The 12,660-nt window shown below is 41.1% G+C and carries 12 protein-coding genes; 10 read left to right on the forward strand and 2 right to left on the reverse strand.

Features of this window, described 5'->3' with window-relative positions; all coding sequences use genetic code 11:
• The first annotated feature begins 103 nt into the window (after positions 1–103).
• Positions 104–2,212 carry an HRDC domain-containing protein gene (locus I6E24_RS12790; protein WP_235328923.1) on the forward strand — a complete coding sequence of 703 codons (2,109 nt, stop codon included), beginning with the start codon at positions 104–106 and terminating at the stop codon, positions 2,210–2,212.
• Positions 2,213–2,221: 9 nt separating this feature from the next.
• Here I6E24_RS12790 and I6E24_RS12795 read toward each other — a convergent pair whose 3' ends face one another.
• Positions 2,222–2,413: a PspC domain-containing protein gene (locus tag I6E24_RS12795; RefSeq protein ID WP_235328924.1), complete on the reverse strand. Its 192-nt coding sequence runs from the start codon at positions 2,411–2,413 to the stop codon at positions 2,222–2,224.
• A 130-nt stretch (positions 2,414–2,543) separates the two neighbouring features.
• On the opposite strand from I6E24_RS12795, the gene I6E24_RS12800 reads away from it, so the two are divergent.
• From I6E24_RS12800 to I6E24_RS12835, 8 genes are read left to right on the forward strand one after another with little or no spacing between them, the layout of a single operon-like run.
• Complete coding sequence (locus tag I6E24_RS12800) at positions 2,544–3,446, forward strand: class I SAM-dependent methyltransferase (RefSeq protein WP_235328925.1); 903 nt, start codon at positions 2,544–2,546, stop codon at positions 3,444–3,446.
• Positions 3,443–4,303, forward strand: coding sequence for a cell division protein FtsX (locus tag I6E24_RS12805; RefSeq protein WP_235328926.1), 861 nt, complete (start codon positions 3,443–3,445; stop codon positions 4,301–4,303). The genes I6E24_RS12800 and I6E24_RS12805 overlap by 4 nt, the downstream gene beginning before the upstream one ends.
• 21 nt (positions 4,304–4,324) lie before the next feature.
• Positions 4,325–4,570, forward strand: a complete 246-nt coding sequence (locus tag I6E24_RS12810) for a DUF3098 domain-containing protein (RefSeq protein ID WP_154045006.1) — start codon at positions 4,325–4,327, stop codon at positions 4,568–4,570.
• Between the two features lie 12 nt (positions 4,571–4,582).
• Positions 4,583–5,386 carry an undecaprenyl-diphosphate phosphatase gene (locus tag I6E24_RS12815; protein WP_154045005.1) on the forward strand — a complete coding sequence of 268 codons (804 nt, stop codon included), beginning with the start codon at positions 4,583–4,585 and terminating at the stop codon, positions 5,384–5,386.
• A gap of 13 nt (positions 5,387–5,399) precedes the next feature.
• Positions 5,400–6,104, forward strand: a complete 705-nt coding sequence (truB, locus tag I6E24_RS12820; protein WP_235328931.1) for a tRNA pseudouridine(55) synthase TruB — start codon at positions 5,400–5,402, stop codon at positions 6,102–6,104.
• A 20-nt stretch (positions 6,105–6,124) separates the two neighbouring features.
• A complete protein-coding gene (gene queA, locus I6E24_RS12825; protein ID WP_235328927.1) occupies positions 6,125–7,180 on the forward strand; it encodes a tRNA preQ1(34) S-adenosylmethionine ribosyltransferase-isomerase QueA in 1,056 nt (351 codons plus the stop codon).
• 2 nt (positions 7,181–7,182) lie between these two features.
• On the forward strand, positions 7,183–7,647 hold the full coding sequence (gene folK / locus I6E24_RS12830) for a 2-amino-4-hydroxy-6-hydroxymethyldihydropteridine diphosphokinase (RefSeq protein ID WP_235328928.1): 465 nt from the start codon (positions 7,183–7,185) through the stop codon (positions 7,645–7,647).
• Between the two features lie 50 nt (positions 7,648–7,697).
• Entirely contained in the window at positions 7,698–8,960 is a 1,263-nt protein-coding gene (locus I6E24_RS12835) for a peptidase U32 family protein (protein WP_235328929.1), read from the forward strand.
• A 45-nt stretch (positions 8,961–9,005) separates the two neighbouring features.
• On the opposite strand, the gene I6E24_RS12840 is transcribed toward I6E24_RS12835, so the two are convergent.
• Positions 9,006–11,357 carry a glycoside hydrolase family 3 N-terminal domain-containing protein gene (locus tag I6E24_RS12840; RefSeq protein WP_235328930.1) on the reverse strand — a complete coding sequence of 784 codons (2,352 nt, stop codon included), beginning with the start codon at positions 11,355–11,357 and terminating at the stop codon, positions 9,006–9,008.
• Positions 11,358–11,931: 574 nt separating this feature from the next.
• On the opposite strand from I6E24_RS12840, the gene I6E24_RS12845 reads away from it, so the two are divergent.
• The gene (locus tag I6E24_RS12845; protein WP_317218736.1) at positions 11,932–12,540 is read left to right on the forward strand and encodes an alpha-glucosidase domain-containing protein; all 609 of its coding nucleotides are present in this window, start codon (positions 11,932–11,934) and stop codon (positions 12,538–12,540) included.
• Positions 12,541–12,660 lie beyond the last annotated feature (120 nt).

Here is a 12,660-nt window from a genome sequence, read left to right on the forward strand (position 1 = left end):
GAATAAAATATAATTTCTACAGCACAAAATGATTTTTTCAGGTCGATGAAAGAAATAAATGAATTATATTTGCCATACAGTCTTGAATTAAAGCGAATCTCACATGAATACAAATCCGGAACTTGAACTAGCCAATACACTGATAGCACAGACAGGGACTAATATATTCCTGACCGGGAAAGCCGGTACAGGTAAAACTACATTCCTGAGAACACTGGTAAAAGAATCTCCCAAGAGAATGATTATCCTTGCACCTACCGGTATAGCCGCAATCAATGCAGGAGGAATGACAATACACTCGTTCTTCCAGCTTCCTTTTGCACCCTACATTCCGGGAACTGCTTTTGGGGGCGATGCCAAATACCGCTTCCGCTTCGGAAAGGAGAAGCTGAACATCATGCGAAGTATTGACCTGCTTGTGATAGACGAGATAAGTATGGTTCGTGCAGACCTTCTGGATGCCATAGACGATGTGCTTCGCCGGTTCAGGCGAAACAGCAAACCGTTCGGCGGAGTGCAACTTCTGCTCATTGGCGACATACAGCAGCTTCCACCAGTAGCCAAGAACGACGAATGGCAGATGCTTTCGGAATACTACGACTCGCCATATTTCTTCTCAAGCCATGCGCTCAAAGAAACTTCTTTCTGTACTATAGAACTAAAAAAAGTCTATCGCCAGAGCGACATTCACTTCCTCTCGCTGCTGAATGCCATAAGGGAAAACCGCTGCACGAGTAATGACATAAAAGAGCTGAACAGCAGATATATACCCGGCTTCAACCCTAATAATGACGACGGATATATCCGCCTCACTACTCATAACGTACAGGCACAACAGATAAACCAAAGAAAACTGGACGAACTACCGACAAAAAGCTATAAATTCAAGGCTACCATAGAGGGAAACTTTCCGGACTATTCATACCCAACCGACCTTGAACTAGAGCTGAAGAAAGGTGCACAGGTGATGTTCGTGAAAAACGACATATCGGGTATGCACCGTTATGCCAACGGAACTATAGGACGTATCACCAACGTCTCGCACGAAGGAATAGAAGTGATGGTGAACGAAACCGGCACCAGGGTGATTCTGGAAGAAGCCGAATGGGCAAATGCCAGATACACACTTGACGAAGAGACAAAAGAGATAGTGGAAGAGGTGGAAGGTACATTCAAGCAGTACCCACTGAAACTGGCATGGGCGATTACAGTCCACAAGAGCCAGGGGCTTACATTCGACAAGGCCATTATAGATGTGTCATCATCCTTTGCGCATGGTCAGGCATATGTCGCACTTAGCCGATGCCGTACTCTTGAGGGCTTAGTATTAAGCTCGCCAATCTCTGCCGGAGCTATGATAAGCGACAGAGTGATAGACTCGTTTACCGACGAGCAACGTAAAACCACTCCTACCATGGAGCAATGCTCTGCCATGCAAAGAGAATATTTTACCGAACTGCTGAAACAGCTTTTCGGATTCCGGCAGATGGAGATTTCACTCAATCATTATATCAGACTGGTGGATGAACATTTATATAGGACATACCCCAAACAGTTGGAAATGTATAAGAATGAAGCTGAACGTTTCAAACATTCAATAACGGAAGTAAGTTCGAAATTCGAGAACCAATACACGCGCATGACTGCACAGACCGACAACTGCGATACGGACAAAGCACTGCAAGATCGCATATTCAGCGCGTCACAGTATTTTGCAGATATGCTCAGACCACTTCAGGACCTGCTGGACAGTACGGATATTACATCCGACAACAAGGAAATACGGAAAAGAATTGAAACTGCATTCGAAGAACTGACGAATGCAGTAGGAATAAAGTCTGCCCTTATGGAGCATGTTCACGACAAAGGTTTCCACGTGCAGGATTTCCTTCGCAAACGTGCGATACTGAGCATGGAAGAGACAAAAGCTACAGCAAGCAAAAAACGTGAAAAAACAGAAAAGAATATTCCGTTTGAAAGTAGCGATATCGGTAATATGGAACTGTATCGTGCACTGGTGGAATGGCGCAGAAAAGAGGCTGCCGACCAAGGACTGCCGGCATATACAGTGCTCCAGCAGAAAGCCATTATCGGCCTGTCTAACCTAATGCCAAAGAATGAGCGCGAACTTCTCCGCGTCAAATGTATCGGCAAAAAAACTGTGGAGAAATACGGAAAGGCTATTATGGAAATTGTGGATAAATTCAGATAAGATCAATATTTACCATTTTCTCTCAGGCATCACAATCATTAATATGAGATATACAATTACTCCGGAAAATGCAGTAAATACTGTCAACAATGCATAGCCAACTCTTACCAAAGTAGTATCCAGTCCGAAATATTCCGCAAGACCGCCGCATACTCCTGCTATCATACGGTCGTTAGAACGTGTAAGTTTTCTATTATTCATAATCACAGATTAAATTTTTATACGAAGATAAGAAAAAACAATGAATATGCGGCATTACTCTTAAAAACTTTTAAACAAATGCCATAAATACCTATTTATTTTGTTATTTTGCAGCAAATTAGGGATAAAAGTGAGTAAACTATATATAGATAAGTGTCCGATATGCGGACAAAGCCAGTTTGAAAAGGTTATGACATGTACAGACCATTATGCCACGGGCGAATCATTCGATTTGTACCGTTGCTTGAGTTGTAACTTTATGTTTACTCAAAATGCGCCTGTAGAATCAGAGATAAGCCGATATTACGAATCACCTGATTACATTTCACACAGCGACACCCACAAAGGCCTTATGAACTCTGTATATCATAAGGTAAGGAAGTATATGCTTTCAGAAAAAGCAAAACTTGTAAGCAAAAGCAGTAACCTCACATGCGGAAGACTTCTTGACATAGGTACAGGTACCGGATATTTTGCCGACAAAATGAAAAGAGAAGGCTGGCAAGTATCTGCCATCGAAAAAAGCTCTCAGGCAAGAGAATTCTCAAAAGAACATTTCGGTCTGAATGTAAATACACCTGACACATTATTTACGATAAAAGAAAAATCGTTCGATGTTATCACACTTTGGCATGTAATGGAACATCTGGAACAGCTAGACCGTACATGGAATACACTGTACAAAATACTCAAAGACAGTGGTACATTGATAATCGCCGTACCGAATTCCGCTTCTTATGATGCAGTGAAATATAAGGAAATGTGGGCAGCATACGATGTTCCGCGACATTTGTGGCACTTCACACCGACAACTATCAAGAAGCTCGCGTCTAAACACGGATTTGTGATGACTGAAAGACATCCTATGCCGTTCGACGCATTCTACGTGTCAATGCTCAGCGAGAAGTATATGAAGAAATCGCATACTTTCGTACGCGGATTATTAACAGGAACAAAGGCTTGGATTGCATCGCTCAACCATAAAGACAAAAGCAGTTCAATGATTTATATATTCAGGAAGAAACAGTTATGAGAAAACATAAGTCAATATTCGACATGCAATTTATCACAGCAGGAATAAGTACCACAATGGTATTGTTTTTGCTGGGACTTGTAGTATTCTTTGTACTTACTGCAAATAATCTTTCTGTATATATCAGAGAAAACATTGCCTTCAGCGCTATACTTGATGATGGGATTAAAGAGACATCAATTATAAAGCTTCAGGAAAGCCTAAATAAAAAGAACTATATAAAACAAACTATATATATATCCAAAGATCAGGCTTTGAAAGAACAGATAGAGGCTATGGGCACAGACCCGAGTGAGTTTCTCGGACATAACCCATTCAACGCTTCAATAGAAATAAAACTGAATGCTGGATATACTCATCCGGATAGCATAAAATGGATAGAAAAGGAACTGATGGCAAACAAAAATATTCTTGAAATCAGTTACCCTCAGAATTTGCTAGATTCCGTAAACAGAAACCTTCAGAAAATAAGCGCTTTCCTGCTTGGACTTGCTGTTCTGCTTTCACTTATCTCATTCTCACTGATAAACAATACCATACGTCTGACCATCTACTCAAAGAGATTTCTTATACACACCATGAAACTGGTAGGTGCAAGCTGGGGGTTCATACGCCGTCCGTTCATCACCAGAAATCTATGGATAGGAATACTTTCTGGAGCTGTGGCAAACGCCATTCTTACTGCATCGGCATACACTGCCGTGAAATATGAGCCCGAGTTACTGGCTATAGTATCACCGGAGAGTATAATGATTGTAGCCGTATCTGTAATGATTTTCGGTATAATAATAACAACACTTTGCGCATATATATCAATAAACAAATATCTGCGTATGAAAATAAGCGAACTGTATTGATAACAATAATATAATCAAAATATGGACAGAACCAAATTTGCATTCGACAAGACAAACTTCATCCTCCTGGGAATAGGGATGGCAGTTATTATTATCGGCTTTCTGCTGATGACAGGACCGGGTTCGACAGAAACAGCATTCGAACCTGACATTTTCAGTGTACGCCGCATCAAAGTGGCACCTTTTGTATGCTTCGTAGGATTTATTTTCATGATATACGGCATACTGCGTAAACCAAAATCAATTTCAGAAAATATCGAAAATTAAGAATAACAAAACATGACTTGGATTGAAGCTATTATTCTGGGAATCCTTCAAGGACTCACAGAATACCTGCCTGTGAGCAGTAGTGGGCATCTTGCCATCGGCTCTGCACTTTTTGGAATAGAAGGTGAAGAAAACTTGACATTCACCATTGTGGTGCATGTGGCGACCGTACTTAGTACTCTGGTAATATTGTGGAAAGAGATAGACTGGATTTTCCGTGGTCTGTTCAAATTCCAGATGAACGAAGAGACAAAATATGTATTGAACATCATAGTTTCCATGATTCCTGTGGGTATTGTAGGAGTGTTCTTCAAAGACTATGTAGAAGACATATTCAGTTCAGGACTTCTGATTGTAGGAATAATGCTGTTGGTCACTGCATCTCTGTTGGTATTCTCTTATTATGCCAAGCCTCGCACCAAAGAGAAAATCAGCATGAAAGACGCGTTCATTATCGGTTTGGCACAGGCTTGTGCAGTAATGCCGGGATTGTCACGTTCAGGCTCTACCATAGCCACAGGATTGTTATTAGGCAACAAGAAAGAGACACTTGCACAATTCTCATTCCTTATGGTTATTCCTCCGATACTGGGTGAAGCATTATTGAGCGGAATGGAAATAGTGAAAGACGCATCGGCAGCCAACGCTGAAATGTCTATAGGCGCACTTATAGCAGGTTTCCTTGCGGCCTTCATCTCCGGATGTATAGCCTGCAAATGGATGATAAACATCGTGAAGAAAGGAAAACTGGTTTACTTCGGTATTTATTGTGCCATAGCCGGTGCCATAACTATAGCTGTATCATTACTCAACTAAAACGGTCTGTATGCTGGATTTTAAGGAAGGAGAAATTCTATACATAGACAAACCGCTGAAGTGGACATCATTTGCTGTAGTAAACAAGCTTAGATATCACATAAGCCGCAAAATGGGGGTGAAGAAAATAAAAGTGGGACATGCCGGAACACTTGACCCTCTTGCTACGGGAGTGATGATTATCTGCACCGGAAAGACAACAAAAAGAATAGAAGAATTTCAGTATCACACCAAGGAATACATCGCCACTCTGCAACTGGGAGCTACCACTCCGTCGTTCGACCTTGAAAAGGAGATAGACGCTACTTATCCCACCGAACATATCACACGCGAAATGGTGGAGGAAGTACTGAAAAAATTCATAGGAACCATAGAACAGGTGCCACCGGTATTCTCAGCATGTAAGGTAGACGGTAAAAGAGCATACGACCTTGCAAGAAAAGGTAACGAAGTTGAACTAAAAGCCAAGACACTTGTTATAGATGATATAGAGCTTTTGGAATGTAACCTGCCTGAAATAAAAATCAGAGTAGTCTGCAGTAAAGGAACTTACATCAGAGCCTTGGCAAGAGATATCGGACAAGCCCTGGACAGCGGAGCACACCTCACAGGATTGATACGTACCCGTGTAGGAGATGTGAAACTTGAGGACTGTATGAAAATAGAAGATTTCGAGCAATGGCTCGACAAGCAAGATATTAAAGTTACAAACGATTAAGGAAAGAAAGGACCAAAAAGATGAAACTGTCACAATTCAAATTCAAATTGCCGGACGAAAAAATTGCTCTGTATCCTACAGATTACAGAGACGAGTCACGCCTGATGGTAGTACACAAATCTACAGGCGAAATAGAACACAAGATGTTCAAGGACATCCTGAATTATTTCGACGACAAGGATGTGTTTATCTTTAACGACACTAAAGTATTCCCTGCACGTTTGTACGGAAACAAAGAAAAGACAGGTGCCAAGATAGAAGTATTCCTTTTAAGAGAACTCAACGAGGAGCTTCGTCTTTGGGACGTTCTTGTTGACCCGGCACGTAAGATACGTATCGGCAACAAACTGTATTTCGGCGAAGACGACTCTATGGTAGCCGAAGTGATAGACAACACTACTTCAAGAGGACGTACACTACGTTTCCTTTACGATGGTCCGCATGATGAGTTCAAGAAAGCCCTATATGCACTTGGCGAACCACCATTGCCACCATTCATCAACCGCCGCGCAGAGGCTATTGACGAGGAACGTTTCCAGAACATTTTTGCAAAGAACGAAGGTGCGGTTACTGTGCCTGCTTCAGGATTGCACTTCAGTCGCGAGCTTATGAAGCGTATGGAAATCAAAGGTATCGACTTTGCATTCATCACAATGCATGCAGGACTTGGAAATTTCCGCGAAATAGACGTTGAAGACCTTACAAAACATAAAGTTGACTCAGAACAAATGTTTGTCAATGCAGAAGCATGTCGCATCGTCAACAATGCCAAAGACAACGGCCATAACATCTGTGCTGTAGGTACAACAGTAATGAGAGCTATTGAAACTGCAGTAAGTACAGACGGACATCTCAAGGAATACGAAGGATGGACAAACAAGTTCATCTTCCCTCCATACGATTTCAGTGTGGCAAACTCAATGGTAAGCAACTTCAACATGCCTATGTCAACAATGCTTATGCTGGTTTGCTCATACGGTGGATATGAACTTATCATGGATGCATACAACATCGCACTTAAAGAAGACTACCGCTTCGGAACTTATGGTGATGCCATGCTTATACTTGACAAATAATTATGGCAAAAGTATTCTTAGGCCTTGGAACAAACCTTGGTGACAAAAGAAACAATCTGCTAACGGCAGTAACCAATATAGAAGAAAAGATAGGGAAGGTGACTTCCCTATCTTCTTTTTATGAAACCGAACCATGGGGATTCGAATCTGAGAATTCATTCCTGAATGCAGCCTTATGTGTGGAAACATCGCTTGACCCTGCAACTATCCTTCATATTATCAAGGAGATAGAAATAGAGATGGGCAGGACACAGAAATCAGTAAACAAAATATACTCCGACCGCCCTATTGATATAGATATTCTCCTTTACGATGATTTGACGATGGAAACAGATGAGCTGACCATCCCCCATCCACTTATGACAAAGAGGGATTTCGTAATGAAACCTTTAATGGAAATTGCAGAGGAGACTGTGCGCTCTACTATAACGTCCAATTTGCGTGAGTATAAAAAAAGAGAAAGGTAATGGAATATTTTTCGTAAATTTGTACCCGTAACTCAATGAAATATAAATAAATGAATTATTCAATTAAAGATTTCGAGATAATGGCACCTGTAGGCTCACGCGAGTCATTGGCAGCAGCCATTAATGCCGGAGCAGATTCTATCTATTTTGGTATTGAAAGCCTTAACATGCGTGCCCGTTCGGCAAGCACGTTCACTATTGACGATTTGCGTGAGATTGCAGCCCTCTGCGATGAGCACGGAGTAAAAAGCTACCTCACCATAAATACGATAATTTATGACGACGATATAGCACTGATGCGTAAAATTGTTGATGCAGCAAAGGAAGCAGGCATTAGCGCAGTCATAGCAGCAGATGTATCTGTTATGGCATATTGTAATGAGGTCGGCCAGGAAGTACATCTTTCTACACAGCTTAATATCAGCAATGCCGAAGCACTGAAATTTTACTCACGTTTTGCAGATGTAGTGGTATTGGCACGCGAACTTAATCTGAAGCAAGTTCGTAAGATATACGATGCTATTCAGGAACAGAACATAACCGGTCCGATGGGCGAAAAAGTTAGAATAGAGATGTTCTGTCACGGAGCCTTGTGTATGGCAGTATCAGGTAAGTGTTACCTGAGCCTTAACGAACTGAACGCTTCTGCCAACCGTGGTGCATGCATGCAAGTATGCCGTCGTTCGTACATAGTAAAAGACAAGGAAAGTGATATTGAGTTGGAGGTTGATAATCAATACATAATGTCGCCCAAAGACCTTAAGACCATACACTTCATGGACGAAATGATAGAAGCCGGGGTACGTGTGTTCAAGATTGAAGGACGCGCACGCGGACCTGAGTATGTACGTACTGTAGTAGAATGCTACAAAGAAGCAATCCAGTCATATCTTGAAGGAACATTCACCGAAGAGAAAAAAGCTGATTGGGATACACGTCTTAAGACTGTGTTCAACCGTGGTTTCTGGAACGGATACTACCTGGGGCAGCGTCTTGGAGAATGGAGCCGTAATTATGGTTCTGAGGCAACGGAAAGAAAAGTATATGCAGGACGTGGCATAAAATACTTCTCAAATATTGGTGTGGCAGAATTCCTTATCGAAGCTACAGAAATTAAGGTTGGCGACAAATTACTCATCACCGGTCCTACTACCGGAGCAATGTATGTTGACCTTGAAGAGGCACGTGTGGCACTCAAACCGGTGGATGTAGTAAAGAAAGGTGTTCATGTATCGTTCAAGGTACCTGACAGAATCCGCCCTAGCGATAAGCTTTATCGTATAGTCCCAGCTGAAGAATTGAAAAAGAAATAAAATAAAAGAGGGTAAATACCCTCTTTTATTATTTATAATTGACAATTATATATTAGGAGTTTCCCAAACCTTAGTTTCAGAACAGCTTAAATCAATCCATTTATCACCACATTTAAGCTTGAAGTCACCTTTTTCCAAACGCCACTTGCCGTCATAACCAACAAAGGCTAGGTCACTACCCTTTATCTTCATACTTACAGTTTTTGTTTCACCCGGCTGTAATGACACCTTCTCAAAGTTACGCAGACGGATGTTGTCAGGAGTACTGCTGGCAACCATATCCTTTGAGAAAAGAAGAACCGGTTCCTTACCTGCAACACTTCCGGTATTTGTTACATCTACAGATACTGTTATTTCATCACCGGCTGTAAACATAGTCTTGTCTGCACGAAGATTTTCATAGCTATAGGTAGTATAGCTCAATCCGAAACCGAACGGCCACTGAACATCCATAACAGAATCATAGTTATAGTTACCGCCCATCTGACCCATATTCTCACAAGGCTTGTAATCGTATGTTGCCAATGCATTGATATATTTAGGATATGTAAACGGCATTTTGGCGCTGAAGTTGGCATCACCCGACATCAGATTTGCCAAAGCGTCACCACCATAGTTACTTGGAAGCATCACGTTTATAACTCCCTGGGCCAACGGTTCTATATCATTTATGATACGCGGACGTCCCTGATTCAATACCAACACAATAGGCTTGCCTGTCTTTGCAAGTGCCTTAACCAGATTACGCTGATTTTCTGAAAGGGTAAGATCGGTAAGATTTCCAGGAGTCTCACAATAGGAATTCTCGCCTATACATGCCACTATCACATCGGCACGTGAAGCTGCCGATACTGCCTTGCCTATCTCAGGAGCATTCTCCTCCCACCAGTTGTCATTCTTATAAGGAGCATATGTAACACCTGGTTCATAAATGATATTCTCCTTGCCATACTTGTTGCACAATGCTTCGTATATAGTATTATATGCCTGTGCACACTCGTCGGCACGATGTCCCTGCCAGCTGTATGACCATCCGCCATTGAGACAACGCATCGAATTTGCATTTGGACCGGTCAGAAGTATCTTCTTTCCTTTCTTTATTGGAAGAACATTATTCTCGTTCTTCAAAAGGACTTCAGATTCCTCGGCTGCCTGAAGGGCTACTGCAGCAAATTCTGCCGAACCGAATTTGTCATACTTATTGATATCCCAATATGGATTTTCAAACAAGCCCAAACGGTATTTGAGACGAAGGACACGAGATACGGCATCGTCTATACGGCTCATTGGAACTTCTCCCTCCTCTACCAGTTCTTTCAGATAAGTACAGAAACTTACCTCATATGGAACCATAGACATGTCTATACCGGCATTGATTGCTATCTTTATCGCTTCCTTCTTAGTGGCGGCTATATGGTCGCGGGTACAGAGATTGTTGATATCGGCCCAGTCGGTTACTATCATACCGTCCCAGTTCAGGTCTTCTTTCAACCATTCGGTAAGGAACTCACGGTTGGCATGGAAAGGCATACCGTTGTCAACACCGGAATTGACCATCACGCTCAATGCTCCGTTACGAACAGCAGCAAGGAATGGAGCGAAATGTTTCTCGCGCATGTCGCTACGTGATATTGACGATGGTGTACGGTCCTTGCCGGAAACAGGAACACCATATCCCATATAGTGTTTCATACAAGCAGCTACATTATACTCACCGATATGGTTAGGATCTTCTCCCTGAAAACCGGCAACAGTCGCCTTACCCATCTCAGCATTTACATAGCAGTCCTCACCATAGTTCTCCCACATACGTGGCCATCGGGGGTCACGACCTAGGTCAACAACAGGTGCATATGTCCATGGAATACATCCCGCCTTGGTTTCATATGCGGATATCTCAGCTCCCTTACGTACAAGGTCACGGTTAAACGATGAAGCCATGTTTATACCTTGTGGAAACATTGTACCGCCAAGGGTATAGGTTGTACCATGTATCTGGTCCACACCATAAATACAGGGGATTCCTATTTCCTTCATGGAGATGTCCTGGATCTGCTTTATTGCCTCAGCCCATTTCTCCTTGGTCTGTGCTATACTCAAAGGAACATTAAGCAGTGAACCTACTTTATATTTTCCTATTACTGTGTCGAGCATAGCCGGATTAAGAACAAAGCCATGCTTCTTGCTTTCCTCAAAATCGCTTACCACATCTATTGTTATTTCACACATCTGACCTATCTTTTCCTCCAAGGTCATCTTTCCAAGCCATTCCTTTATGTTGGCCTCAATCTCTGGATCCGATGGAATGGCAGCTGGAACTCTTTTCTCCGATACGCCACACGAGCTCGCACCTACACATAATGCTGACGCAATAAAAAGGTTCTTTAGTTGATTCATAGTTATTAATATTTGTGTCCACATCTAAAAGTGGACAAATTTTAAAAGTTGAACATTATTTAAAACTGTTTTTTTACATAATAAACTATAGTAAATAAATTCGAGGTGTATTTATAATGAAAAAAATCCTTATAAAAGTCCTCTTAAAATCAAAATAGAGCCCTCATAAAAAATTTTTCTCTTTTTTAAATTGTTTTATGCCACTTGAATCTGCTTTTTTCTGTCAAAAATGAAAAGTCAACGTATGTTGTCAAATCTGCACTGTATCACTTGACAGACTTGCCTTTCTCAATCCTCAGAAAAAACATGGGCAAATTCGAGGTAAAATGCGGGCAAGTTTAAAGTGAAACTTGCCCGCATTTTATAGCCTATTTGGGGACACTTTTTTATATGTTTCATGATTTACATTCTAAAATATCATGATACAGATACAATATTAATATTTTATGTTGAATATAATAATATTTTAAATCACTTATTTAATTATTAATTTTGCAATATAGTATTTCAATAAATCCAAGACCAATTAATAATTGACCACAAAATTAATTTCAAATATCAACAAATTAAGATTATGAATATGAAAAGCATGTATTATTGTCTTTTTGCAGGTCTTTTGCTTGGGTCATGCTCCGACAATATTTACGAGGTTACCGATAATGGTGTAGTCGTAAAAGTACAGAATCCAGGCAACGACAATGCAAAACTCATCCGTCTTCAGGTAATGGGTGATAAACTTATCCATGTATCGGCAACACCTGAAAAAAGATTCTCTGATGACAAAAGCCTTATTGTTATTCCACAAAAGGAAAAGACATTATTCGATGTAGCAAACAATGGCGACACAGTTTCTATATCTACAAATGATATAAACGCTTATGTTCTTGCCTCTACAGGTGAGTTGTGGTTTACTGATAAAAACGGGAAAGTAATTTTACAGGAGAACAAAGGAGGAGGAAAGACTTTTACTCCTATAGAAATTGAAGGTACAAAAGGATATTCTATAAGACAAGTTTTCGAATCGCCGGAAGATGAAGCTTTCTACGGACTCGGACAACATCAATCCGAAGAATTTAACTATAAAGGTAAAAACGAGGAACTGTTCCAATACAATACTAAAGTTTCAATACCTTTCATCGTATCAAATAAAAACTATGGTGTTTTGCTGGACAGTTATTCCTGACTTTATCATTGCGTCACCCAAATCATAACTCTAACCAGTCATCAGTATCAATGAGGTACGCTATAGCTCTCTCCTCCTCTGTGAGGCAGAGAGTTTTTGTTATAGTGTCTTTATTCTCCG

Source organism: Bacteroides caecigallinarum (assembly GCF_021530995.1).
Lineage (GTDB): Bacteria > Bacteroidota > Bacteroidia > Bacteroidales > Bacteroidaceae > Phocaeicola > Phocaeicola faecigallinarum.

Excerpts from the sequence above, each read along its gene's own strand:
- I6E24_RS12790 (WP_235328923.1), top strand. The coding sequence starts at position 104 with ATGAATACAAATCCGGAACTTGAACTAGCCAATACACTGATAGCACAG.
- I6E24_RS12795 (WP_235328924.1), bottom strand. The coding sequence starts at position 2,413 with ATGAATAATAGAAAACTTACACGTTCTAACGACCGTATGATAGCAGGA.
- I6E24_RS12805 (WP_235328926.1), top strand. The coding sequence starts at position 3,443 with ATGAGAAAACATAAGTCAATATTCGACATGCAATTTATCACAGCAGGA.
- I6E24_RS12810 (WP_154045006.1), top strand. The coding sequence starts at position 4,325 with ATGGACAGAACCAAATTTGCATTCGACAAGACAAACTTCATCCTCCTG.
- I6E24_RS12815 (WP_154045005.1), top strand. The coding sequence starts at position 4,583 with ATGACTTGGATTGAAGCTATTATTCTGGGAATCCTTCAAGGACTCACA.
- queA (WP_235328927.1), top strand. The coding sequence starts at position 6,125 with ATGAAACTGTCACAATTCAAATTCAAATTGCCGGACGAAAAAATTGCT.
- folK (WP_235328928.1), top strand. The coding sequence starts at position 7,183 with ATGGCAAAAGTATTCTTAGGCCTTGGAACAAACCTTGGTGACAAAAGA.
- I6E24_RS12835 (WP_235328929.1), top strand. The coding sequence starts at position 7,698 with ATGAATTATTCAATTAAAGATTTCGAGATAATGGCACCTGTAGGCTCA.
- I6E24_RS12840 (WP_235328930.1), bottom strand. The coding sequence starts at position 11,357 with ATGAATCAACTAAAGAACCTTTTTATTGCGTCAGCATTATGTGTAGGT.
- I6E24_RS12845 (WP_317218736.1), top strand. The coding sequence starts at position 11,932 with ATGAATATGAAAAGCATGTATTATTGTCTTTTTGCAGGTCTTTTGCTT.